We start from the raw sequence: 24,203 nt of genomic DNA on the forward strand, positions 1-24,203 counted from the left end.
ATTTCGAATAGTTTTGTGTAACATTAAGAAATCTACAATTAACCGTGAATTACAATGAATGTCTTAGAAAATATATCAAAGCCCTCAAAAGAAGAACAAAAAGTAGCAAAGCATTCGTATAATGCGCTTTCTTCTACTCTTAAACAAATCCAATCGGATAAAGCCGAAATAGAAATTGAAGAAACGAAAGAAAAGATAGTTTTGCCCTTAAAGGCTTTATTGTTACTTGAAGGAGTTTTAAAAGCAATGAGTGAAGGTAAACCTATTTCTATTGTACCATTAGCAGCAGAGGTTACTACTCAAAAAGCCGCAGAAATTTTAGGTTGTTCAAGACCATATATTGTAAAGTTACTAGAAGATGGTTTACTTCCTTACACATTGGTGGGTAAGCATAGAAGAATATTGTTTGAAGATGTGATGTCTTATAAGAAAAAGATGAAAGAAGAGCAGAAGAAGAATTTAATTGATATAATGAGTTTTGACGAAGAAATAGGCCTTTATGATTCATAGTGTTAGATTTAAAGCATTGTTAGATACAAATGTTATTTATCCTGTAATTATTCGAGATCTAATGTTTTGGCTTGCTCATTATGATTTGTACACTCCAAAATGGAGTAAACATATTTTTGACGAATGGGAAAGTGTTATGGAAAGAAACGGTGTGGATAAAAGCCGAATTGCAGCTCAACTTCAAAGGGCTTCAAATGCTTTTCCTGATGCTTTAGTATGTAATTATGAAGGATTAATTAGCAGTTTAGAGCTTCCTGATCAGAAAGATTGTCATGTATTAGCAGCAGCAATTAAAGCAAACGCTAACGTAATTGTTACGTTTAATTTAAAAGACTTCCCTGAAGAATATCTAAATACATTCGGCTTAAGTGTTAAATCTCCCGATGATTTTTTAACAGACATCATAGATTTAGATCCCGAAAAAGCCATAGAAGCATTTAAAGAAATGGTTCTATACAAAAGAAATCCACCACTTGATGAGTATCAAGTTTTAGCTCAACTTCGCAAGAACCTTTTAAAGGATACAGCAGATTATTTACATTCGATGCTTTAATTTATTCTCGAAGATTGGTTCTAAATTTTCGATATAAAGCCCATACAGTCCGTCTTAAATTAGCTCATTGTTAGAGCGTTTGGTTTATATTTCCCTTTATGCCTTTTTTGTTTTCTAACCCACTAAAAAATCCGCATGGATCAAGGACGAGAAGTTCGGGTTACATTCTATAATCAGAGAACAAAGCATTTATTACTTAAGATTATTCAAATTTTGGAAAGAGGTTTGTTTTAAAGAGAGTTTCAAACCTTAGTATTTTCCAGGGATTTTACCCATTAAACCTAAAATAAAACGACATTAATTCGACTTACAGATAGAAGTAAACTCCTCCCCTACAACCCTATCATTTATCCTCTAAGCCATCCTCCACATTTATATTTTTATTCTTAATCCCCCTTTCTAATCTCTTTTTCAACTTTTTTTCTTTATTAAATCAAAGTTATGCTTTAGTTTTGCGTTGTTTAGAATTGATTTAAATAAAAGTAAGATATGAGAAAGGTAATTGTAGCCCTATTTTTGGCGGCTTCACTAAGTGCTACAGCCCAACAATCCAATAATATTTTCTTAAGCGGTGATTACTGGAAAGCTAATCCGGATCTAAGCACTGTTAAAGCTGATATCGCAAAAGGCTTCAATCCCAGCGAATCTAATTCCAATTCCTTTGACGTTACTACCATGGCCATCAATGGAGGCGCTTCTCTAGATGTAGTTAAGTTTCTGGTAAACCAAGAAGGAAACGGAGTTAAAAAGAAAACACACAATAGTAGAACCTACCTTCAATGGGCCGCATCTAAAGGAAACCTGGAACTCGTTCAATGGCTGATCGCTCAAGGTTCAGATGTCAACCACAAAGACAGCCACGGACAATCCATCGCACAATTCGCTGCAGGTGGAAATAAAAATACTGCCGTTTTTGATGCCCTATTCAAAGCTGGCGTGAATCCTAAAGAAAGAGGTGAAAACGGAGTAACCTTGATGCAACTGGCCGTTCCTTCTGATACGGAGCTTAAAATGACCGACTACTTCACGTCTAAAGGCCTCTCTATCCATGATAAAGACGACAATGGCGCAAGCTTAACGGACTATGCCGCTAAGCAAGGCAACAAAGAACTCATGGAAAAACTCATGAAAAAAGGAGTAAAACCGACTAATAATGCTCTTTTCATGGCTACCGCTGGTACTCGTGCAGGAACTAACGGACTTCCTTTCTTCCAGTATCTAGTAGAAGATTTAAAATTAGATCCAAAAGCGCGTAACGCCAATGGAGAAACGCTTCTTCATCCTTTAGTCCGCAGATCTAATCCTGATGTTCTACAGTATTTCATGAACAAAGGAATAGACTTTGGAACAGCTGATAAAGAAGGTAATACTTTATTGATGTTAGCATCGGGTGGTCGTGACCTCAACCTGGTGAAAACCTTATTAGAGAAAGTAAATAACTTAAATGCCATAAATTCTAACGGAGAATCTGCATTGACCAGAGCAGTGGCTTCTGGCACACCCGAAATCGTCGAGTTCCTACTTTCAAAAGGAGCTGACGCTAATATCAAAAACATCAATGGAGATAATTTAGCTTCTTACTGGTTCAATACCCTGGGAAGAGGACCTCAAAGTGGTGACGCAGATACTAAACTCTCACTTCTTAAAGGGGCTGGAGTTGATTTGACTGCAGCACAATCTAACGGTAGTACCCTACTCCACCTTGCTGTAAGTAAGGAAAATCCTACTTTAATTAAGAAGGCATTAGAGCTTGGAGTAAATGTAAACGCACAAGATAAAGACGGCATGACCGCCTTACATAAAGCAGCACTTATCGCCAAAAATGATAAGGTGCTAAAACTTCTCCTAGAAGCAGGTGCTAAAAAAGAGGTTAAAAATGAGTTTGATGAAACCGCCTATGACCTTGCCAGCGAAAATGATTTCCTAAAATCCAATAAAGTTTCCGTAGATTTCTTAAAATGAAAAAAGTACTTTTCACACTCATTCTAGGATTGATCTCTCTAAGTACCTGGGCTCAATCTTCAAAATACAAATGCCTGATTCAAATGAATAGCTACAAGGGTGAAGCAGCTTATGTAGTTATCTCTCTTATCAATCCTCAAGGCAAATACGAAAAAACATTAGCCGTACTAGGTCCGGACAAAAAATGGTACAATACCCTTCCGGAATGGCATAAGTTCGAGACGAAAGCAAAAACCCAACTGAATGCTATCACCGGAGCATCAGTAGGTGGAGGAGATAGAGCTACTCGTACCATAGAAATAGACGATAGCAAACTCAACAAAGGATATAAACTTCGTTTTGAATCAGCGGTAGAAGAACAGAAATACGTTCTGAAAGATGTTGAAATCAATGTAAGCCCGGAAGCTTTAGCGGAACGTGCGGAAGGTACGGGTTACATCAAATTTGTGAAACTTAGTAAGACTCAATGACACTTTCGATATGGAGGTGGGCTCACTTGGCACTAGCCTTGGTTTCAGGCCTCTTTCTAATCATATTGTCCATAACTGGGGTAATCTTAGCGATAGGCGCAGTGGAATCTGACGCCTATCGCACAGATAAGAATATCACCTTAGCTGAGACTATCCCCATACTCCAAAAAAACTACTCAGAAATAACTGAAATCAGTGTAGACCATAAAGGATATGTCACCTTACAGGGTACAGACCTGGAAGGGAATCCTGTTAATGCCTGGATCAATCCGAAAACAGGTGCCATTTACGAACCTGTCAAAAATCCTTCTGATTTTATTCAGTGGAACATAGCCTTACACCGCTCCCTTTTCTTAAAAGAAACGGGTAGGGTCCTAGTAGGAATAGTCTCCTTCCTCCTTCTAATTATTACCATTACGGGAGTTATTCTGATTGCAAAAAGGCAACAAGGCCTCCGGCACTTTTTCGCCAAAATTCACAAAGATTACTTTTGGTCGTACTTCCACGTCATCACAGGTAGACTAACTTTAATTCCTGTTTTCCTGTTAGCGCTAACAGGCACATACTTATTCATGGCCCGAATAGGCCTTACAGAAGCCAAAGAAAAAATCATACATTTCGAACCCGAAGAAAAAGAGATCCCGGTTCAAGAATTCCCTCTCTTTAAAAACACCTTAGTTAAAGATATTGAAAGGTTAGAATTCCCCTTCATTCCTGATGATCCTGAAGAATTCTATATCCTCCATCTAAAAGACAAATCTCTGTCTATTCATCAAATTAGTGGTGATTTAGTAACTGAAACCGTACTCCCTAGCACAACAGTTTGGGAAAAGATCAGCTTAGACCTGCATACCGGTAGAACAAATGTCCTTTGGGCTATTATCCTTGGCATAGCATCCTTAAACATACTGTTCTTTATTTATTCCGGTTTAGCCATCACTTTCAGAAGAAAGAAATCACTGATAAAGAACCATTTCCAGGAGAAGGAAGCTGAATTCATATTACTGGTTGGTTCTGAGAATGGTAGTACCCTAGGCTTTGCTAGTAAAATTCACGACCAACTGCTGCAGGCAGGTCATGCCTCCTATCTCACGGAGTTAAATAAAATAACTGCTTTTCCGAAAGCTAAACACCTTTTGGTCTTTACCTCTACTTATGGCCTAGGCACAGCTCCATCTAATGCCACTAGGTTTGAACATCTATTTAACCCTAATACTTTCCCCAAGAGTTTAGACTATTCTGTAATAGGTTTTGGGTCCAAAGCCTATCCTGATTTCTGCGCATTTGCACAGCATATAGATCATTTTCTGGATCAATATTTCAGTAGAGCTCTCCCTCTATTTACCATCAATGACAGATCTACAGAGGAGTTTTCTGCTTGGGTTCAAGCCTGGAATAAGGCCAAAAATATGGATTTAGGAACCACTCCTGCCCTATATACCGCCCAATCTCCTAAACTCATCCCTTTTGAGGTTATAAATCATACCCAAACGAATCCTACCTTCATTTTGGAACTAAAACCCTTAAAAAAGGTAAGCTTTAGATCAGGTGACCTGCTCGCTATCTATCCTCAAAACAAAGAAAGACTGTACTCCGTAGGAAAGGTGAATAATCACCTCCAACTTGTAGTTAAACACCATGAGAATGGATTAGGCTCCACCCTCTTAGCAGAACTAAAACCAGGAGATATTTTGGAAGCCAAATGCATCAAAAATGATAGCTTCCACATTCCAGATAAATCAAAGGAAATCTTCATGATAGCCAATGGAACCGGAATAGCACCTTTCCTAGGCATGATAGCAGAAAATACCTCAAAAAAGAAGATACACCTTTATGCCGGCTTCCGTCAAAAGAACTCCTTATCAGAGATATATGATCAATGGACCAATACGGCCATCCGAGACCATAAACTTCAGTCTTACCAAGTAGCCTATTCTAGAGCAGAAAATTTCTGCTACGTAATGGACCTATTGGTTCAAGACTCCAGTAAATTTGTCAAGGCGATGCAAAACGGAGCTACAATCATGATTTGTGGTTCACTGATCATGCAAAATGATGTAGAAAAGGTACTAGAGGAGATCCTTGGCGACCTACAACCGTATCGCTCCCAGATTCGCACTGATTGCTACTAGATGAGAAAGTTAATCTTCTTACTATTCCTTTTTCATACGGGATTTTCTCAACACAGAAAACAAACCGTACTCATGGGCTCCGTATTTGAGTTTGTAGTAATAGAAGAAGATTCTGCTAAAGCTCAAGAGTATTTTAAGCAGGTTATTGAGGAAATTGATAGGATAGAAAACCTTATTTCTGAATGGAGACCCTATACTCAGATTTCTGAAGTTAACCGGCAAGCGGGCATTCGTCCTGTCAAAGTAAATAAAGAAGTCCTAGATCTAACTCTGCGCGCCCTAAACTATTGGAAATGGAGCGATGGCGCATTTGATATAAGTATCGTTGCCTTAGACAAAGTCTGGAAGTTTGACGGCAGTATGGATAGATTACCTACCCCAGAAGAATTAGCCTACTCCATTCGTCATGTAGGATCCCAATATATCGAAATAGACACCCTCAATTCTACAATCTTTCTTTCAAAGAAAGGAATGAAAATAGGCTTTGGATCCATAGGCAAAGGATATGCTGCAGATAAAGGCCGAGAACTTCTGAAAAACCTAGGAGTGAAAGGAGGAATAGTGAATGCTTCCGGAGATTTGAGCACATGGGGATTACCTAGCCAACAAGCTTACTGGAAAATAGGAATAGCAGACCCCTATCGTTCTGACCGTATTCTAAAGGTTCTTAAGCTTAAGGAAGATGCCGTAGCCACTTCGGGAAGTACGGAAAAGTATGCGGAGATAGGAGGCAAAAGATATTCCCATATCATTGACCCAAAAACCGGCTGGCCCAGCTCATCTTTGGCCAGTGTGACAGTCTATGGCCCCAGTGCTGAATTCTGTAATTACCTCAGCACTTCTCTAATGGTTTTGGGCAAAAAGAAAGGCAAGAAGCTTGTCAAAAGGTATCCCGAATACCAAGCTATCTTTGTAAAAACTAGAAATCGAGTAGGAAGATAGGGATTATTTCCCTATCTGTCCTCTCACACCACCCGGCATACGGATCCGTACCAAGGCGGTTTGTTAGAATAACGTCGTTTGATGCGTTGTTCTCCAGTAATAGTAGTCTGCAAATCCTTCGTAACCTAATTTAGTAAAGTATGAGTTTGTTAGCGTTGTTTGAACGATAGGGCTTGTCCCTGTCCGAGTATAGGATTTACGGGTGTTCGCATGTTGGTAGGCAAGCCAGCGTTTGGCTCCCAGTTTCATTAAGTTCCGAATTCGATTACCTGCGGTCTTCCATTGCTTCCAAAGCAGAACACGCAAGCGTCTTCGCACTAGTTCATCTAGTGTTACCATCACCTTCTTATTCGTTGCTATACGAAAGTAATCCACCCAGCCGTGAATAATTTGCCGTAGTTTAGTCAGTCGCTCATGCATAGGAGTAGCTGTATTACGTCGAGTATTTTGACGTAACTTCTCTCGGATTCGTTCGATACTCTTTGCAGAGATACGAATCTGCCAATCTCCTTGAGTTTTGAAGAAACTAAAGCCGAGTAAACTACTTTGGGAAGGTTTGCTTACCTTACTCTTTTCACGGTTCACTTTCAGTTTTAGTGTAGATTCGATGTAACTGGTGATGTTGCGCATAATACGAGTGGCGGATTTATTGCTCTTCGCGTAGATACTACAGTCATCCGCATAGCGTACAAATCGATGTCCACGGGAGCTGAGTTCCCTGTCCAGTTCGTTCAGGATGATGTTTGACAAAAGTGGACTTAAAGGACTACCCTGTGGTGTGCCCTTGGTTCGCTTTTGTTCAAGACCATGATCCATAATCCCACAACGAAGGTATTTCCCGATCAGGGCTAGGACTCGATGATCCGTAATCTTCTTGCTCAAAAGATGCATCAGTATGTCGTGGTTCACTTGATCGAAGAATTGTTCCAAATCAAGTTCAACGACCCACGTGTAGCCCAAGTTCAGATACTCTTGCGCTTTAATGACGGCCTGATGAGCATTACGATTCGGACGGAAGCCGTAGCTGTTATCGTGAAAATCACCCTCATACTTTAACCCAAGCCATTGGGAAATGCTTTGCTGAATAACACGGTCGATGACCGTTGGGATACCCAGCATACGCTTGCCGCCACTTGCTTTGGGAATCTCTACTTTCCGAACAGCTTGTGGGCGGTAAGTGCCAGAGAGAATATCCGATCGCAGGGATTGCCAGTGCGTGTTAAGGTAGTCACGAAGATTATCGATCTGCATACCATCAACTCCGCTAGCACCTCCATTAGAGATGACACGATCAACTGCGTGTTTGACATTTCGGATGTGTAATATCTCTTCCAACATAGTATTACTAAAAAAAACCTCAGGCATTGTGTCCACTTCGTTGCACGACTCAGCTAAGCTCCTCTTGCATTTTACTATCAGTTTCCGACCTACCCTCATGCAAGCAGTTCTCTTATGTGGTTCGGCTTTTAACACTTCGTCATAAACTTCATGGTTCCTTTGCCATTCTAACATTCAGACCTTCCCCTGTATAAAGTAGAGAAGCAGGGTACTATGTCCTCTGCTGACTTCTGACTAAAGCATACTAGCATTATTATTCTGCTATATGTTTCTTCGCGGGCATTCGCGTATACCTTTGACAGAGTTTAGTCAGATCTCCCCAGGTAAGAACAATAACTTTCACCTCATATATCCGCTACATTTACCATAGTGTTTCCGTACAGTTTAGGGCTTCGGCTTGTTTTGCAGCCTCACCCAACACTTGCGGCCTTGTATGTAGTTTCTGTTCGTCGGATCGAGGTTTTGCCTCAGACTTCCTTCAGATTCCACCTCACGGTGGACACCCTTGTCATAAGCTAACACTTCCCACTGTAAAGGCGTGTTCGGGACTTACACCCTAGAGTTATTGCACATGCTGGGCACACAAAAATAATCCCCTCCTTTCAGAAGGGGATTAAACTTATTTCCATCCACCACCCAGTGCTTTGTAGAGCGATATAGATGACAACCACTGTCGCTTATACGCCTCCACCCTATCTAACTGAGCTTGCAAGGCATTCTGCTGCGCTACTAGTACTTCCAAATAAGTAGCCTTTGCTGCCATATACAGTTCGTTTGAAGTTTGGACAGACAACTGTAAGACCTGAGCTTCCTCATTTTTCAAGTCGGAAATTTCCTTGTATGCCTCTATCCTATTTAACTCATTCAAAACCTCTGTATATCCATTCAATAGGGCCTGATGATAATCTAACAAAGCTAGGACTTGAGAAGACTTAGCCGTAGAGAAACGTGCTTCAATAGCTTTTCTATTCAATAAAGGTGCCGTAAGACCTCCCACTAAGGAATAGGCCAAAGAAGTAGGTGTTTCAAGCAAATATTTGGGATTGAAGGCTTGATAACCTATTCCAGCGCTCAGTTGTATACTTGGCAGGAATTCAGCTCTGGCAGAAAGTACGTCTAAACGCTTTGATTCTACTTCTAAAGCAGCCGCTTTAATATCCGGACGGTTATGTAAAACCTGTACAGGAATACCTGCAGATATATCTTTTGGCAATCCTCTAAAAAGCAAATCCTTACTTCTCACTATAGGCTGAGGATATCTTCCCAAAAGTATATTCAATCTGTTTTCAACCTCAGAGATTTCCTGCTTGACTTGCCTTTCAAGCGTCTGAGTATTCAATTGTTGAGCCTTAAACTGCTGCACCACTAACTCATTTGCTCTGGCTGCTTCTTTCTGAGCACGGATGACATCTAAAACCTCCTCCTGATTCCTTACCGTCTCACTTAAAACCGTTAATTCATGATCCAAAGCCACCAACTCAAAATAGGCTGAAGCCACTTCTGCAACCAACTGCGTCTGCACATAATTTACCCCTTCCACAGAAGCCAAGAATTGCTGATAAGCAGATTTCTTTCTGTTCGACAACTTCTTCCATGCGTCTATCTCCCATGTCGACTGTAAGCCGATATAGAAATCAGGTAGATCCACAGGCACTCTTTTCCCCGGTAGAATGTCAGTTGTAGCATTCCCTACACCATCCATGGTATAATAACCGTATCTCCTCAAAGCAGGTGAAAAGTTACCTGAAAGCGTAGGAAGCATAGCTCCTTTAGCAGCCAGCACCTGCGCCTGGGCCATTTGAATTCTTTCCAATGCCATCTTCTTGTCCAGGTTATTGACAAGGGCCGTATCAATGAGCGCCTGTAATGACGGATCAGAGAAGTAATTTCTCCAACTTAAGTTGCCTATATGACTGGTATCCGCGCTTCCTTTGAACGTTTCTGGTAGGGCTTTTTCCTGTACTGAAACCTGGGTCTGCGGGAGTTTACAAGCTCCCGCAACTAGTCCTATTACTATATATTTAAACCACTTTTTCATGCTTCATTTTTTTAGCAAACACCACATACAATCCAGGAATGATAATGACACCAAATACGGTACCTAATAACATCCCTCCTACTGTTGCAGAACCAATGGTCCTGTTGCCTATCTCCCCTGCTCCAGAAGCTAGCATCAAAGGAATCAATCCTGCGATAAAAGCAAATGAAGTCATTAGAATAGGCCTTAAACGCGCCGTTGCAGCTTCTATGGCAGCCATTAAAGGACTCAAGCCTTTTTCATTTTGAATCAACACCGCAAACTCCACAATCAGGATGGCATTTTTACCTAGGATACCTATTAACATAACCATGGAAATCTGCGCATAGATGTTGTTCTCTAAGCCCAAAATCCATAAGAAGAATAATGCGCCGAAGATTCCTATAGGAAGAGACAAGATAATAGGCAAAGGCAAGGCAAAACTCTCATACTGTGCTGCCAATATCAGATAAACGAACAACAAACAAAGCGCAAAGATGATATAGGTCTCATTCCCTGCATTTGCCTGATCTCTAGAGGCTCCGGCCCAGTCGTATCCATAACCTTTAGGCAAGTACTGCGCCGCTACTTCCTTGATCGCAGCGATAGCGTCTCCACTACTGTATCCTAAGGCCGGTTGACCATTGATCATAGCTGAAGGATACATGTTATAGCGCGTAATCTGCTCGGGTCCATATACCTTTTCTACTTTTAAGAAGGTAGAATACGGTACTAGTTCTCCATTGTCATTCTTTACGGTCAGCTTCAAAATATCCTCTGGCTCCGCTCTAAATTCAGGAGAGGCCTGCACCATCACCTTATACATCTGTCCAAAACGTATGAAATTAGTAGCATATTCACTACCTATCAACGTTTGCAAGGTACTCATGGCATTGTCTGCAGTTACCCCCTTTTGAGCGGCTTTGTCCTCGTCTATATCCAAAAGGAATTGAGGGAAAGTAGCGTCAAATGTGGTAAACACATTCATTAACTCCGGTCGCTTATTCAATTCCGTCACAAAACCGTCCGCCACCTCTTGCAAATCTCCTATCTCATCACTACCCGAACGGTTCAATAATCTCAATTCAAAACCACTGGAGTTACCATATCCCGGCACAGGAGGTGGGCGGAAGAATTCTATGGTAGCGTCTTTGATATGGCGGGTTTTAGCCGCTAATTCCTCGATAATTTGAGCATCTGATCGGCCACGCTCACTCCAGTTTTTCAAACTGATCAAGTTCATTCCGTAGATGGCACCTGTACCCTCAGATAAGGTACTAAAGCCTGACAAACTGGATACGGTAGCTACTTCTTCCATACCGTTAGCTATGGCCTGAACCTCATCCACTACCCTCTCCGTACGTTCCAATGTGGCTCCTGAAGGAGTGGTGATGTTAGCATAGAAGGCTCCTTGGTCCTCCTCTGGTATAAAGCCGGTAGGTACAAACACACCTACTAATCCCGTAGCAAAACAAAAGCCTGCTAATACACCAAAAGTAACTACTCTACGATTTGCTATTAGGCCTAAAAGCTTTTGATATTTGGTAGATAAGCCATTATACCACCTGTTAAATCCATCGAAGAATCTGGCAATAAATCCCTTTTTATGTTCACCATGAACATCCTTTAAGAACAATGCACAAAGGGCGGGGGTCAATGTTAAGGCCGTTACCCCTGATAATACGATGGCCACCGCCATAGTCAAAGAGAACTGCCTATAGAATATTCCGGAAGGCCCTTCCATAAAGGACACAGGGACAAACACCGCAGACATCACTAAAGTAATGGCAATGATGGCTCCACTGATCTCGCTCATGGCTTCTTCCGTAGCCTTCAAAGGTGAAAGCCCTTTACTCTCCATCTTAGCATGCACCGCCTCAATCACTACTATGGCGTTATCCACCACAATACCAATAGCCAGTACCAAAGCGAATAGGGTGATCAGGTTCAAGGAGAACCCTAACATCTGCATAAAGAAGAAAGTACCAATCAAGGACACCGGCACCGCAATGATAGGGATGATGGTAGAGCGTGTATCCTGCAAGAATATAAAGATCACCAAGGCTACCAGTAGGAAGGCCTCCACCAATGTACGAAGTACAACGGCAATAGATGCATCTAAGAATGCTGACACATCATAACCTATAGTATAACTCATGCCCGGAGGGAAACTACTATCCTTTAGTTCTGCCATCCGGGTCTTTATGTTTTCAATTACCTCTTTCGCGTTCGAACCGGGACGCTGCTTGATCATAATGGAAGCCGAAGGCTGACCATTCTCTTTGGACAAAACATTATAATCTTGTGAATCAAATTCGATTTCAGCTATATCCCTCAAGCGCAAGATCTCCCCATCTGATTTACTTCTTAAAACCAGATTTTCATACGCTTGTTCTGTATTCAATTTCCCCGTGTAACGAAGTACGTATTGGAGAGACTGTCCCGCTTTGCCAGAACTTTCCCCGATTTTTCCGGGTGCGGCTTCTACGTTTTGCTGCTTTAATTTCTCGATGACTTCGTTAGCTGATATATTGTACATCAACATCTTCTCAGGATTAAGCCATACCCTCATGGCATAGTCCCTCCTACCCATCATCTCCGCAAAACCTACACCGTCAATACGCTTTAATTCCTTAAGAACATTGATATCCACAAAGTTGAAAAGGAATTTCTCATCCAAATCTTTGTCCTCACTAAGAATATTCAGGTACATCAACATACTGTTCTGTACCTTTTCTACTATAACCCCTGCCTTAATAGCTTCTTCAGGTAATTCATCCATTACAGATGTCACCCGGTTCTGCACGTTAACGGCAGCCACATCCGGATCCACCCCTGCTTTGAAGATGATTTGAATAATACCGGTACCATCATTTCCGGAAACGGACGTCATGTAAGACATCCCAGGCACACCATTAATGGCCTTTTCAAGGGGGGTAATTACCGCCTTCACCACGGCGTCTGCATTCGCACCCGTAAACCTGGTGGTTACGTTTACTTCCGGAGGAGCAATGTCCGGATATTGGGTAATGGGCAACTGAACTAAGGATATCAGTCCCACTAACACCATCAGCACCGATATTACTATTGATAATACGGGTCTATGTATGAACTTTTGAAACATGATATCTTAAGGATTAATTTTTGCCTCTACTTCTTCCGCACTGATCAATTTAATTTCGATCTGTTGACCTGCTTTCACCTGCTGAGCACCTTCAAAAAGTATCCTTTCATCAGGGGCTACACCCTTATCCACAATATAGAAATGAGGAACCCTCAAGATAGGCTCAATGGACCTTTGTTCTAAGATATTATCTTTCTTAACCACATAAACATATAGTTTATCCTGCACCTCAAAAGTGGAGACTTGTGGGATATGTATAGCTTCTTGGATATATTGATTCAAAATCACCTTACCACTACCTCCGTGTTTTAGGAGCTTGTCGGGATTAGGGAATCTGGCCCTAAAGGCAATGTTCCCCGTATTCCTATCAAATTCACTCTCCATGGTTTCAACCACCCCCTTGTGAGGATATTCCATACCATTGGCTAGCATAAGGGTCACTTTAGATTTTGAATCTCCTTGATTATCTAGTACATAATCCAGATAATCCTTTTCAGAAACGTTGAAATATGCAAATACTTCGGAATTATTAGAGAGTGTAGTTAATAAGGTTCCTTCTTCTACAAGAGATCCTGCCTTTTGAGGAATCCTGTTGATCACCCCATCAAAAGGTGCTCTAATCTCTGAGAAGGTCAGGTTTAATCTAGCCCTTTCCGTATCTGAATGCGCCTCTGCAACCTTTGCACTGGCAGCTTCTACTTTAGCACCTGCTAAATCTAACTCAGCCTTTGAGATGATCTTCTTGTCAAATAATTTTTTAGCGTTTTCTAATTCTAATCGAACGGCCTTTAGATCAGCCTCCGCAATTTTCAATTGCGCTTGAGCCTTTGCAACGTCTTGCTGATGAGACACTGTAGACAGGGAAAACAGCAATTGACCTTTACGAACAGCTTGACCTTCGTCCACCCAAACCCTTTCAAGGAAACCCCTGATTTTTGAGCGAACTTCTACGTTCTGTCTTGCGTGAATATCTGCTACATATTCACTTTTCTGGTCAGCTGCTTTAATGATAGGATACGTGACCAAAAATGTATCTTTCTCCTCCTTATTTTCCTCTTCTTTAGCTTTACAGGAAAGCCCAGCCCATACCAAGGCTATAAAAAGAATGTAATTCTTCATGATATAATAATATAAATGACTCAACTACCGAAAATTCGATAGCTCAAAACAAAACAATGAATCTGGAAGAACTTAGGATTCCGGCGGAGAATATACTACATCCGGGCCAAATTGTGCCCGACAATTATCATGGTAGGAATAAATTAGTTCAGAATGGAATACCTCTTCTTTCGGGGCCACAACGGTATTTTTGGCTATCAAAGCTACTAAATCAGGAAGATCAACCGGCTCATCAGGAAGTAAAACATCTTCATTATTTAATGAAGCCTTGATCTTCTTAAAATAGGTCTGTTCCGCAGTTTCCCCATATACAGCATCCTCCCAAATGGCAGGTACATCAATACTCAATGCCAAGACATAACTCGCCATAAGTATGTAGAAGAAGGAGGTTATATAACTACGTATTTTCACCATAGGAACTAACAAATATATCTATTTTTCCCGTTTTTAACAGGATAAATAGGCAAAACATCTGTTAGTACATAGATCAAAGCCCTTATTGAGTCGGCGTCTGTAGATTTATTGCGCCCTGTTTCTTCTGAAATTTCCCCAAAAAGCAAAGATGAATACCGCTGCAAAAACCAAACACTTGATTCTGTATCCGTTTATATCTGTGTCCCAAAATAGCACTTTAAACGGACCTGCTACCTCAGAAAAAAATGTTTCAGCAAAGCGATATAAATTTAATATCCCAAAAACAAGAAAGATATAGGGGATGATTTTCTGCATAATTTATGATTCTTTATACCAAAGATAGAACATTTTATTATCATATATCAATGCTTTCCCCTCATCAAATCTTCTATTTTTGAAAAAAAAGAGAATTATGGAATTAGGAATAGGAATGTTTGGCGACTTAGCCATAGATAAAAACACCGGAAAAATTCAAGATACCGGAGAAAAACTACGGGAGATATTAGAAGAAGTAAAGTTAGCTGATGAAGTAGGCTTGGACGTCTTTGGAATGGGCGAACACCACCGCCCTGATTACGCAGTGTCTTCACCTGAAATCCTTCTTGCTGCAGCAGCATCCGTAACTAAAAATATCAAGCTTATGAGTACAGTAACGGTCCTAAGCTCCTCTGAGCCCGTTAATGTATATCAAAACTTCTCTACCATAGACCAAATCTCAGGCGGTAGAGCTGAAATAGGCGTAGGTAGAGGTAGTTTCATTGAGTCTTTCCCCCTTTTTGGCTATAACCTTAAAGATTATGATGCCCTTTTCGAGGAAAAATTAGATCTTTTATTGAAGATCAATACACAAGAAAAGGTGAGCTGGAAAGGAACTTTGAGACCTCCTATGGTTAATCAAACCGTGTATCCGAGAGCAGTGAATAATGGACAACTGCCCATCTGGATTGCTGTAGGTGGCACTCCGGAATCCATACTTAGAGCAGCTAAATTAGGCCTACCATTGATCTTAGCCATCATAGGAGGTATGCCTGCTCAATTCAAACCCCACATGGATTTCTACAAGGAACAATACTTAAAACACGGTCACGATCCGGCCAAAATGCAACTTGGTATTCATTCACATACTTTTGTAAGTGATAATGAGGCCATTTGTGATGGATATTTTGAGAATTATGCTGCTCAAATGGACAGAATAGGATCAAGCAGAGGATGGGCTCCCTATACCAAGCATCAGTTCAATGGAGGCCGTTCGAAAGACGGAGCACTGTTTATAGGAGACCCGTCAGCCGTGACGGATAAAATTCTGCACATGCACGAATTGTTCGGAATCACCCGTTTCATAGCCCATATGGACGTAGGTGCTCCTGATCATAAACTGATGATGAAGTCTATAGAATTATTCGGAACCAAAGTAGCTCCCGAAATCAGAAAAGCACTACAGAAGTGAGGCTCTTAAGCCTCATTTCTTTTTGCATATTTCCCTGCAATATATCCTACTATCAAGATCTGTAATGCATGGAATAACATCAAGGGTAAAAGAATCAAACCTACAGTAGGTGAACTTCCCCAAAATACCTTAGAAAATACGGTGCCATGAACCAAAGATTTCTTTGTCCCACAGAATAAAGCCGTGATCTTATCCTCCGTATTATACCCTAATTTCTCTGTTACAAAGTAAATTAATCCGTAGATGAGCCAAAATAGAGCCATCACCCAAACGGCTAATACCGCCATTTCTCCGTAGGGAATAGATTGAAAAACTCCATCTTCAAAAGAATGTACAAAGCTTTTATATATGACGGCTAAGATGACTGCTCTATCAAACTTACTAAAGAAAGAATTATACTGTTGAACATATTTGCCCAAGCATTTTTGGAAGAAAAACCCTAAACAAATAGGCAATAAGATCTCATACAGCAACTTTATATAGATCTCCGTAAAATCCCCTCCGGAAGAATGTAAGAAAATACTCATCCACAATGGGGTGATAAGTATCCCTATAAGTCCGGATAAGCTGGCATTAAAGATTCCTGCCGGTATATTCCCCTTCGCTAATGAAATCATCACTACAGATGAAGATACGGTAGAAGGTAATGCAGCTAAGAAGAATAAACCTAACCACAAATCCTGATTCGGAAAGAAGCGCTTAACGGCCAATACCACCAAAGGGAATACTAAAAAGGTGAAGGCTTGAATTAAAAAATGTAAGGATATATTTGATAACCCTGATTTTAATTTATCCTTACTTAACTTCAAACCATAAAAGAAGAATACCAGTGATACCCCGGCACTGGTGATGGTTTCAAAAGGAAGTACATGAGCAGGCTCCGGAAAGAAATAAGCCAGACCTACTACACCCAAAAGGTAAAAGATAAAAGGGTCCATTTCAAAAAAAAAGCCCTTCAAGAGGGCTGCATCATTATCGTTACTACGGAAGAAAGCTTATCCTTCAATTCCTTCCTGTCTACAATGAAATCCAAGAATCCGTGCTCCAATACAAACTCAGCGGTTTGGAAACCTTTAGGTAGATCTTTTCCTATGGTCTCTTTAATAACCCTAGGCCCTGCAAATCCGATTAAAGAACCCGGCTCCGCTATGTTCAAGTCACCTAACATGGCAAAAGAGGCCGTAACCCCACCAGTAGTAGGATCCGTTAATAAAGATATATAAGGAATCTTTGCTTCTTCTAATAAGGCTAACTTTGCTGAAGTCTTAGCCATCTGCATCAAAGAGAATCCGGCTTCCATCATCCTTGCCCCTCCTGATTTGGAGATCATTAAGAATGGAGTCTTTTTCTTCAAAGCATGATCTATACCTCTGGCTATCTTCTCTCCTACTACAGAACCCATGGATCCCCCGATAAATCCGAAATCCATACAGGAAATAGTGAAGTCTACTCCGTTTATCTTTCCGTATGCAGTTCTACATGCATCCTTAAGCCCGGTTTTCTCCACCGTAGCTTTAATACGTGCAGGATAGGCCTTTGTGTCCACAAAGTTTAATGGGTCCCCGGAGATCATGTCCTTGTCTAACTCGGTATATTTACCTTCATCAAACAAAAGATTAAAATAGGCTTCTGAACCTATCTTATCGTGATAATTACACTTGGGACATGTATATGCATTTTGCTGATGCTCACGCGTTTGAACCACATTCTTACACTCCGGACACTGATACCATAAACCATCTGGGGTTTCACGCTTTAGCTCAGTGGGAGTACTTATTCCTTTTTCTGTTCTTCTAAACCACGACATAACGTACGATAAGGTAATGGGGGACAAATATAAAGCAAAAATCTACTACCTTATCCATTTTTCTTGAACAGATTCACTTTACCATTCTTAAATGGAGGTAAGATTTTCAGAATATAAGGGGGTGGAAAGCACAGTAAGTCAGAACCGCTTTTACACCTAAACGTAGTTTTCTCTTCTTCCATATATTAATCCTACAATTTCTGAAAGATTTTTTTTTAAACTACTCAGCGCACGAAGTTTGACTTCTAGAGCACTTCAATAAAACAGGGTGACTATGCACCCTGACTTTCTAAATACTCTACTAATAATCTCACCCCGAATCCGGTGGCTGATTTCATGCTGCCAAATTCTGAATCCATAAAAGCCGTCCCGGCTATATCCAAATGCGCCCAGGCTTGATGTTCACGAATGAATTCCTGCAAGAACTTACCCGCATTAATGGCTCCACCAATAGGTGATCCCGCCAAATTCTTAAGATCCGCTATATCCGACTTCAAGGCGTCTTTATACTCGTCCCAATGCGGCATTCTCCATACCTTCTCCCCTGTCTTTAATCCTGCATGGAAAAGACTCTGTGCTAATTCATCATTCGGACTGATCAAGGCCGCTGCTTTATAACCTAAGGCCATTATAGCGTTACCCGTTAGCGTTGCTAAATCTATCAGAACATCTGTATGATACTTATCCGTAATGTAACTTAATGCATCAGCTAATATCAATCTACCCTCAGCATCCGTATTGATCACCTCAATAGTCTTCCCAGAATAGGAAGAAATAACATCTCCAGGCTTGATAGCATAACTATCAATACAGTTTTCCGTGATAGGAATAGCCCCAATCAAGTTTATTTTCAATCCTAATCGGGCAGCCACTTCCAGGGTTCCGGCCACAGCTGCAGCACCGCCCATATCAGACTTCATGTAATTCATGTTATCTCCCGGCTTCAGAGATACACCTCCGGTGTCAAAAGTTACCCCCTTACCCACTAATCCTACGGTTTTTGTGGCTTCAGGATGGGTATATTTTAATACACAAAAGACAGGAGGGTTTTCCCTACTTCCCCTACCTACTCCTAGAAGCGCATGCATTCCTAAGTTTTCGCAAGCAGTCTTATCAAAGACTTCCACTTGAAAGCCATTCTCCTCCCCTGAAGCCTTGATCCATTCCGCTAATTTCTGAGGCGTCTTATGATTTCCCGGAGCATCTCCCCAGCGCATTATGCGTTTGATAGCGCGAGCGAAATGCTGACCTCTTTCTACATCAGAAGCATCTGCTTCAAATTCAATGGATGGGAATTCCGACTGCTCTCCCTTTAAGTACCCAATGGAATAATCGCTCAAATAAGCACCTTGAACTATATCTGACAGATACTCTTGCCCTCCTAAAAACTTAATCTTAACGCCAGTGGACAGATTTTCCTTTTGCTTGAAAATAAAACTTCTTACCGTTTGAATTACCTCCAAATGATGCTTGGGATCTCCTAAACCTAAAAAATAATGACGATTTGCCTCTCCATCTATAAAAAAGGCCACCTCTCCTGTCTTTCCCTTAAATCCTTCCAGATAAGGAGAGTCAAAAGAGCTCAAAGAAGTAGTATTAAATACAGGATATAAATAATTCATGCAGTGAAAAGTTGAAAGCCAAATATACGCTTTTACCTCCACCTATTTAAATACGGCAACCAGGTACTTTCCACATTTCCTGAATAATCCCGAACAAACATCACAAAGGTAGGTCGAAAAGGTTTTTGACGAAGTTTCATCCCTATCTCCTCCGGTAAAGAGTCCCCCTTCTTTGAATTGCAATGTTTACAAGCAGCCACTAAATTATCCCAAGTGGTTTTACCTCCCCGGGACTTTGGTAAAACATGATCTAAAGTCAAATCTCTGTTTGAACCGCAGTACTGACACTGATGGTGATCCCTTTTGAAGATATTATGCCGGTTTAAAATGATCCTTTTGTAAGGAACCTGCACATAAGCATGTAAGCGAATAATGGTAGGTAATGCATACGAAGAGGTCACCGTCCTGAGATGTTCAGAATCAGATTCTGCCACCATCTCAGCCTTATTTAGATAAACCAATAAAAATGCCTTAGGAACAGTACATACGCTTAAAGCACTGTAGTCGGCATTAAGTACTAACACTTGCCGCCCCATGAATACACATATATTTCTCTCTAAATTATGATTTTTTTTTGACAAAACCTAAAGAACAGAGCGATTTAACAAAATATTAAAATTCTGAATAACAGACATATACAACCTTATGCTCGGATTCCGTTGTATTTCCTGCTTTCAGAAAACTTTCAAAAGCACTTAAAAGAATTTCATGATTAGTTGTATTTTTGACCCCTTAAAACCATTCGGTACTATATGCATATTTCAACACCCGGCAGGATCTGCCTTTTTGGTGAGCATCAAGATTATTTGGGACTTCCTGTGATAGCGGCAGCCATTTCCAGAAGAATCCACGTAACAGGAGAAGCCAGACCTGACCAAAAAATCCACATACACATGCCGGACATACAGTCCGAAGAAGTCTTTTATCTAGAACCAGAATTAAAGTACACCCGTGCAAGGGATTATTTCAAATCCGCGATCAACGTCCTGAAAAGAGACGGATACGAGTTTGAAAATGGCTTTGATGTACATGTGCACGGAAATATTCCTATCAACTCCGGAACTTCTAGTTCTTCCGCCTTACTTGTGTCATGGATCCATTTCCTAACCCAAACGGCTTCCAAGAAACCAAAGGCAACTGTAACCCAATTTGAAATAGGTAAATATGCAGTAGCAGCTGAGGTCCTGGAGTTCGGTGAACCGGGAGGGATGATGGACCAGTTTTCCACTGCCTTAGGAAATATCATGTACCTGGAGAGTCTGCCTACTCCCCAAGCTTTCTCTTATCCCGTAAAACTAGGTACTTTCGTCTTAGGTGACTCTTTGGAACCAAAAGATACTTTGGGCATATTAAAACATGTGAAATTTGGGATGCTGGATATCATTGATATCCTAAAACAAAAAGATTCTTCTTTTGAACTTGCAGAATTCCCAGCCACCGAAGTGGAATCCTTTAAAGAGTATCTAAGTCCGGAACAATTCAAACTGCTTCAAGGCAATCTCTCTGATAGGGATATCCTAAGAGAAGCTTTAACCATGTTTAGAAATAATTCCATTGATCAACATAGAATAGGAGAACTGCTAAATATTCATCAGGACAGCTTGAGGGATGCCAAAAAGGTTTCCACTCCAAAAATCAATAGAATGGTGGATGCTGCCCTGAAAGCAGGTGCTCTAGGAGCGAAAATCAACGGTTCAGGTGGCGGCGGATGCATGTTTGCCTATGCACCTAATGATCCTGAAGCTGTAGCTGCAGCCATAGAAAAAGAAGGTGGAAAACCGTATATCATTGAAGTAGATGAAGGAACCCGGGTACATTAATTCCGGGTTTCACAAATTCTTCTTTTTACTTCTTCATTTAAATAGTCTTCTACTGCTCCTGTGTCAGATGGTGAACACCACACCTTCACCGTGTAAATGGTCATCACCCAATCTTCAGCATTTACAGAGATATGTGGTTCTGGTTGTAAATGAATCTTTGAAAAACCTTTACACGCATCTAAAATCTGGCTTTTGATCCATTCAGTATCCTTCTGGCGTGGAACCTTAAAACTTAATTCTACCCTCAACTCTCCATTACCGGAAATATTCGTAATTGGATTTGAAGTGATGGAACTGTTGGGAATGATAATTCTCCGGTTCTCTTTGGTCTGCAAAACCGTATTGAATATTAATATCTCTCTCACTACTCCGGTAAAACCACTGATGATCACACTATCTCCTATCTTGTAAGGTTTAAAAGCCAAAATCATTACCCCACTGGCAAAATTGGAAAGATTCCCTTGCAAAGCCAAACCTACTGCTAATCCCGCCCCACCTAATAAGGCTATAAAGGAAGTAGTCTCTATACCAAACTTGGCGGCAGCACTTAATACCACCATCACTTTGATCAAGATGGATACTAAGGAAACCACAAAAGGAACAATGGAAGATTCAGGAACCCTACGCGTAAGCACTTTCCTCAAACCGCTACTGATTCTGTTGGCCAACCAAAAGCCAATGATTAAGGTAACTATGGCTATAGCCAACTTATGTCCATACTTGATCATCAGCCCTTTAAACATTTCTAAAAGACTATCCAGATTATAATTCATGACAAAATTTTGGGTTTAAAAACTGCAAAAGTCCACAAAAACTCAGCTTTTGGCTAAAGATTTGGGGAAAATTCTAATAATTAGGGCTTTAGTGCTAAAAATGTTCAGAAATAGCTTTATCTTTGCACTCCTTTTTAAGGAACGATTTTGTATAACATTAAATTTCAGTAGTATAGCTCGGACTACTGATGTATTTAGAGCTTTTTTATGGCAAATCAACAATTCCCAGCATTTGATTGGGACAAAGTAACCAAGAAAGGTATTGGTGGTGGTTATTCTGCAACCGAAAAAGCAGAGTTAGAAAAATTGTACGGAGAAACTTTCTCCCCAATTGAAGAAAAAGATGTAGTAGAAGCTCTTGTGGTAGGTGTTACTGACCGCGAAGTTCTTTTGAACATCGGATTCAAATCAGACGGTATCGTATCTCGTTCTGAATTCCGTGACCTACCGGATCTTAAAGTAGGTGACAAAGTAGAAGTATTCATCGAAAAGCAAGAAGATGCATTAGGTCAACTAGTGATCTCTCGTAAAAAAGCTAGAATCCTTACTGCTTGGTCTAAAATTGAAAAGGCGTTGGAAACAGACATCATCGTGGACGCTCTTATCAAACGTCGTACGAAAGGTGGTCTTATCGTAGATATTTACGGTATTGAAGCTTTCCTTCCTGGTTCACAAATTGACGTTAAACCTATCAGAGACTTCGATGTATTCGTAGGCAAACGTATGGAAGTGAAAGTGGTGAAAATCAACCACACTAATGACAACGTGGTAGTTTCTCACAAAGTATTGATCGAGAAAGATCTTGAATCACAAAGACAACAGATTCTTACTAACCTTGAAAAAGGTCAAGTATTGGAAGGTGTGGTTAAAAACATCACTAACTTCGGTGTATTCATCGACTTGGGTGGTGTGGATGGTCTCCTTCACATTACAGATATCTCTTGGGGTCGTGTTAATCATCCAAACGAAGTACTTAACCTTGATGACAAAATCAAAGTGGTGGTACTTGACTTTGATGATGAGAAGAAACGTATCTCTCTAGGTATGAAACAATTGGAAGCTCACCCTTGGGATTCCTTAGCTCAAAACCTTGAAGTAGGTTCTAAAGTAAGCGGTAAAATCGTGAACATCGCTGATTACGGTGCTTTCCTAGAATTGAAACCAGGTGTGGAAGGTTTGATCCACGTTTCTGAAATGTCTTGGTCTCAACACTTGAGAAACCCATCTGATTTCTTACAAATCGGTGACGAAATCTCTGCAGTGGTATTGACTCTAGACAAAGAAGAAAGAAAAATGTCTTTGGGTATTAAACAATTGACTGAAGATCCATGGACTAAACAAGATCTATTAGCTAAATACGCTATCGGAACGAAACATACAGGTACTGTAAGAAACCTTACTAACTTCGGTCTATTCTTAGAACTTGAAGAAGGTATTGACGGTCTAGTACACGTTTCTGACCTTTCTTGGACGAAGAAAATCAAGCATCCTTCTGATTTCGTGAAAATCGGAGATACGCTTGAAGTTGTAGTTCTTGAATTGGATGTTGAAAACAGAAGATTAGCGCTTAGCCACAAACACATCGAAGAAAACCCTTGGGATACTTTCGAATCTGTGTTTGAAGTAGGTTCTGTACATGACGCAAGCATCATCTCTAAATCTGATAAAACTGTAGTTCTTGAACTTCCTTACGGAATCGAAGGTACAGTTGCCCTTAAAGGCATCAACAAAGAAGATGGTACTGTAGCTGAAGTAGGTGAGAAATTGAAATTCGAGGTTATCGAGTTCAATAAAGACGAAAAGAAAATCGTTCTTTCTCACTCTAAAACTTGGGAAGCTCCTTCTGAAGAGCCAGCTGAGAAGAAAAAATCTTCTGCTAAAGCTGACAAAGTAAAACTTCCTGAAGCAGAAAAATCAACTCTTGGTGATATCTCAGCACTTGCTGCTTTGAAAGACCAATTGGTAAACGAGGAAGCTGCATCTAAGAAGAAAGCTACAAAGAAGAAATCTGACGAAGAATAATCTAGTTGTTAGGGCGTAGTTAGGGCGTATTGCAATACGCCCTAACTTTTTAGCCCATCTCTGCAGCTTATTGTGGCGTATTACAATACACCACAACAAAAAGGGGACGTATCACGATACGCCCCCTTTTT

Annotated in this window: 19 protein-coding genes; 9 read left to right on the forward strand and 10 right to left on the reverse strand. The window is 40.7% G+C overall.

Going from position 1 to position 24,203, the window contains the following annotated elements; genetic code table 11:
• Positions 1 to 54: 54 nt before the first annotated feature.
• From LBYS_RS12765 to LBYS_RS12790, 6 genes are all read left to right on the forward strand, one after another.
• The gene (locus LBYS_RS12765; protein WP_013409258.1) at positions 55 to 510 is read left to right on the forward strand and encodes a helix-turn-helix domain-containing protein; all 456 of its coding nucleotides are present in this window, start codon (positions 55 to 57) and stop codon (positions 508 to 510) included.
• Positions 500 to 1,063, forward strand: a complete 564-nt coding sequence (locus LBYS_RS12770; protein ID WP_013409259.1) for a PIN domain-containing protein — start codon at positions 500 to 502, stop codon at positions 1,061 to 1,063. Before LBYS_RS12765 ends, LBYS_RS12770 begins: the two co-directional genes overlap by 11 nt.
• A 489-nt stretch (positions 1,064 to 1,552) precedes the next feature.
• A complete protein-coding gene (locus LBYS_RS12775) occupies positions 1,553 to 3,025 on the forward strand; it encodes an ankyrin repeat domain-containing protein (protein WP_013409260.1) in 1,473 nt (490 codons plus the stop codon).
• The gene (locus LBYS_RS12780) at positions 3,022 to 3,495 is read left to right on the forward strand and encodes a DUF2271 domain-containing protein (protein WP_013409261.1); all 474 of its coding nucleotides are present in this window, start codon (positions 3,022 to 3,024) and stop codon (positions 3,493 to 3,495) included. Before LBYS_RS12775 ends, LBYS_RS12780 begins: the two co-directional genes overlap by 4 nt.
• On the forward strand, positions 3,492 to 5,627 hold the full coding sequence (locus LBYS_RS12785) for a PepSY domain-containing protein (RefSeq protein ID WP_013409262.1): 2,136 nt from the start codon (positions 3,492 to 3,494) through the stop codon (positions 5,625 to 5,627). The genes LBYS_RS12780 and LBYS_RS12785 overlap by 4 nt, the downstream gene beginning before the upstream one ends.
• Positions 5,628 to 6,569 (forward strand): FAD:protein FMN transferase, encoded by a 942-nt coding sequence (locus LBYS_RS12790; RefSeq protein WP_013409263.1) that lies wholly within the window; start codon positions 5,628 to 5,630, stop codon positions 6,567 to 6,569.
• 63 nt (positions 6,570 to 6,632) lie between these two features.
• On the opposite strand, the gene ltrA is transcribed toward LBYS_RS12790, so the two are convergent.
• The 5 genes from ltrA to LBYS_RS12815 form a co-directional block, all read right to left on the reverse strand.
• Positions 6,633 to 8,006 carry a group II intron reverse transcriptase/maturase gene (gene ltrA / locus LBYS_RS12795; RefSeq protein WP_041824686.1) on the reverse strand — a complete coding sequence of 458 codons (1,374 nt, stop codon included), beginning with the start codon at positions 8,004 to 8,006 and terminating at the stop codon, positions 6,633 to 6,635.
• Between the two features lie 520 nt (positions 8,007 to 8,526).
• A complete protein-coding gene (locus tag LBYS_RS12800; protein WP_013409265.1) occupies positions 8,527 to 9,945 on the reverse strand; it encodes a TolC family protein in 1,419 nt (472 codons plus the stop codon).
• Positions 9,929 to 13,048, reverse strand: a complete 3,120-nt coding sequence (locus LBYS_RS12805; protein WP_013409266.1) for an efflux RND transporter permease subunit — start codon at positions 13,046 to 13,048, stop codon at positions 9,929 to 9,931. Before LBYS_RS12805 ends, LBYS_RS12800 begins: the two co-directional genes overlap by 17 nt.
• Positions 13,049 to 13,054: 6 nt before the next feature.
• Complete coding sequence (locus tag LBYS_RS12810) at positions 13,055 to 14,167, reverse strand: efflux RND transporter periplasmic adaptor subunit (RefSeq protein WP_013409267.1); 1,113 nt, start codon at positions 14,165 to 14,167, stop codon at positions 13,055 to 13,057.
• A 72-nt stretch (positions 14,168 to 14,239) separates the two neighbouring features.
• Positions 14,240 to 14,581, reverse strand: a complete 342-nt coding sequence (locus tag LBYS_RS12815; RefSeq protein ID WP_041823705.1) for a hypothetical protein — start codon at positions 14,579 to 14,581, stop codon at positions 14,240 to 14,242.
• 412 nt (positions 14,582 to 14,993) lie between these two features.
• Between LBYS_RS12815 and LBYS_RS12825 the strand changes: the two genes are divergently transcribed.
• A complete protein-coding gene (locus LBYS_RS12825; protein WP_013409270.1) occupies positions 14,994 to 16,028 on the forward strand; it encodes an LLM class flavin-dependent oxidoreductase in 1,035 nt (344 codons plus the stop codon).
• Positions 16,029 to 16,033: 5 nt separating this feature from the next.
• On the opposite strand, the gene LBYS_RS12830 is transcribed toward LBYS_RS12825, so the two are convergent.
• The 4 genes from LBYS_RS12830 to LBYS_RS12845 form a co-directional block, all read right to left on the reverse strand.
• Positions 16,034 to 16,966 carry a bile acid:sodium symporter family protein gene (locus tag LBYS_RS12830; RefSeq protein WP_041823708.1) on the reverse strand — a complete coding sequence of 311 codons (933 nt, stop codon included), beginning with the start codon at positions 16,964 to 16,966 and terminating at the stop codon, positions 16,034 to 16,036.
• A 17-nt stretch (positions 16,967 to 16,983) separates the two neighbouring features.
• Entirely contained in the window at positions 16,984 to 17,835 is an 852-nt protein-coding gene (gene accD, locus LBYS_RS12835) for an acetyl-CoA carboxylase, carboxyltransferase subunit beta (protein WP_013409272.1), read from the reverse strand.
• A gap of 272 nt (positions 17,836 to 18,107) precedes the next feature.
• Positions 18,108 to 19,457 (reverse strand): leucyl aminopeptidase family protein, encoded by a 1,350-nt coding sequence (locus LBYS_RS12840; protein ID WP_013409273.1) that lies wholly within the window; start codon positions 19,455 to 19,457, stop codon positions 18,108 to 18,110.
• A 32-nt stretch (positions 19,458 to 19,489) separates the two neighbouring features.
• Positions 19,490 to 19,993 (reverse strand): HNH endonuclease, encoded by a 504-nt coding sequence (locus tag LBYS_RS12845; RefSeq protein WP_013409274.1) that lies wholly within the window; start codon positions 19,991 to 19,993, stop codon positions 19,490 to 19,492.
• A 216-nt stretch (positions 19,994 to 20,209) separates the two neighbouring features.
• Here LBYS_RS12845 and LBYS_RS12850 point away from each other — a divergent pair, with 216 nt between their 5' ends.
• Complete coding sequence (locus tag LBYS_RS12850) at positions 20,210 to 21,277, forward strand: GHMP family kinase ATP-binding protein (protein ID WP_013409275.1); 1,068 nt, start codon at positions 20,210 to 20,212, stop codon at positions 21,275 to 21,277.
• Here the strand turns inward: LBYS_RS12850 and LBYS_RS12855 are convergent.
• A complete protein-coding gene (locus LBYS_RS12855; protein WP_013409276.1) occupies positions 21,274 to 22,050 on the reverse strand; it encodes a mechanosensitive ion channel family protein in 777 nt (258 codons plus the stop codon). The two genes, LBYS_RS12850 and LBYS_RS12855, sit on opposite strands and share 4 nt — an antisense overlap.
• Positions 22,051 to 22,257: 207 nt before the next feature.
• Here LBYS_RS12855 and rpsA point away from each other — a divergent pair, with 207 nt between their 5' ends.
• Positions 22,258 to 24,072 (forward strand): 30S ribosomal protein S1, encoded by a 1,815-nt coding sequence (rpsA, locus tag LBYS_RS12860; RefSeq protein ID WP_013409277.1) that lies wholly within the window; start codon positions 22,258 to 22,260, stop codon positions 24,070 to 24,072.
• The last annotated feature ends 131 nt before the right edge of the window (positions 24,073 to 24,203 follow it).

The organism is Leadbetterella byssophila DSM 17132 (assembly GCF_000166395.1).
In the GTDB taxonomy this organism is placed as follows: Bacteria; Bacteroidota; Bacteroidia; order Cytophagales; family Spirosomataceae; genus Leadbetterella; species Leadbetterella byssophila.

Excerpts from the sequence above, each read along its gene's own strand:
- LBYS_RS12815 (WP_041823705.1), bottom strand. The coding sequence starts at position 14,581 with ATGGTGAAAATACGTAGTTATATAACCTCCTTCTTCTACATACTTATG.
- LBYS_RS12840 (WP_013409273.1), bottom strand. The coding sequence starts at position 19,457 with ATGAATTATTTATATCCTGTATTTAATACTACTTCTTTGAGCTCTTTT.
- LBYS_RS12765 (WP_013409258.1), top strand. The coding sequence starts at position 55 with ATGAATGTCTTAGAAAATATATCAAAGCCCTCAAAAGAAGAACAAAAA.
- LBYS_RS12810 (WP_013409267.1), bottom strand. The coding sequence starts at position 14,167 with ATGAAGAATTACATTCTTTTTATAGCCTTGGTATGGGCTGGGCTTTCC.
- LBYS_RS12800 (WP_013409265.1), bottom strand. The coding sequence starts at position 9,945 with ATGAAAAAGTGGTTTAAATATATAGTAATAGGACTAGTTGCGGGAGCT.
- ltrA (WP_041824686.1), bottom strand. The coding sequence starts at position 8,006 with ATGAGGGTAGGTCGGAAACTGATAGTAAAATGCAAGAGGAGCTTAGCT.
- LBYS_RS12855 (WP_013409276.1), bottom strand. The coding sequence starts at position 22,050 with ATGAATTATAATCTGGATAGTCTTTTAGAAATGTTTAAAGGGCTGATG.
- LBYS_RS12770 (WP_013409259.1), top strand. The coding sequence starts at position 500 with ATGATTCATAGTGTTAGATTTAAAGCATTGTTAGATACAAATGTTATT.
- LBYS_RS12805 (WP_013409266.1), bottom strand. The coding sequence starts at position 13,048 with ATGTTTCAAAAGTTCATACATAGACCCGTATTATCAATAGTAATATCG.
- LBYS_RS12775 (WP_013409260.1), top strand. The coding sequence starts at position 1,553 with ATGAGAAAGGTAATTGTAGCCCTATTTTTGGCGGCTTCACTAAGTGCT.
- rpsA (WP_013409277.1), top strand. The coding sequence starts at position 22,258 with ATGGCAAATCAACAATTCCCAGCATTTGATTGGGACAAAGTAACCAAG.
- LBYS_RS12790 (WP_013409263.1), top strand. The coding sequence starts at position 5,628 with ATGAGAAAGTTAATCTTCTTACTATTCCTTTTTCATACGGGATTTTCT.
- LBYS_RS12780 (WP_013409261.1), top strand. The coding sequence starts at position 3,022 with ATGAAAAAAGTACTTTTCACACTCATTCTAGGATTGATCTCTCTAAGT.
- LBYS_RS12825 (WP_013409270.1), top strand. The coding sequence starts at position 14,994 with ATGGAATTAGGAATAGGAATGTTTGGCGACTTAGCCATAGATAAAAAC.
- LBYS_RS12845 (WP_013409274.1), bottom strand. The coding sequence starts at position 19,993 with ATGGGGCGGCAAGTGTTAGTACTTAATGCCGACTACAGTGCTTTAAGC.
- LBYS_RS12830 (WP_041823708.1), bottom strand. The coding sequence starts at position 16,966 with ATGGACCCTTTTATCTTTTACCTTTTGGGTGTAGTAGGTCTGGCTTAT.
- LBYS_RS12785 (WP_013409262.1), top strand. The coding sequence starts at position 3,492 with ATGACACTTTCGATATGGAGGTGGGCTCACTTGGCACTAGCCTTGGTT.
- accD (WP_013409272.1), bottom strand. The coding sequence starts at position 17,835 with ATGTCGTGGTTTAGAAGAACAGAAAAAGGAATAAGTACTCCCACTGAG.
- LBYS_RS12850 (WP_013409275.1), top strand. The coding sequence starts at position 20,210 with ATGCATATTTCAACACCCGGCAGGATCTGCCTTTTTGGTGAGCATCAA.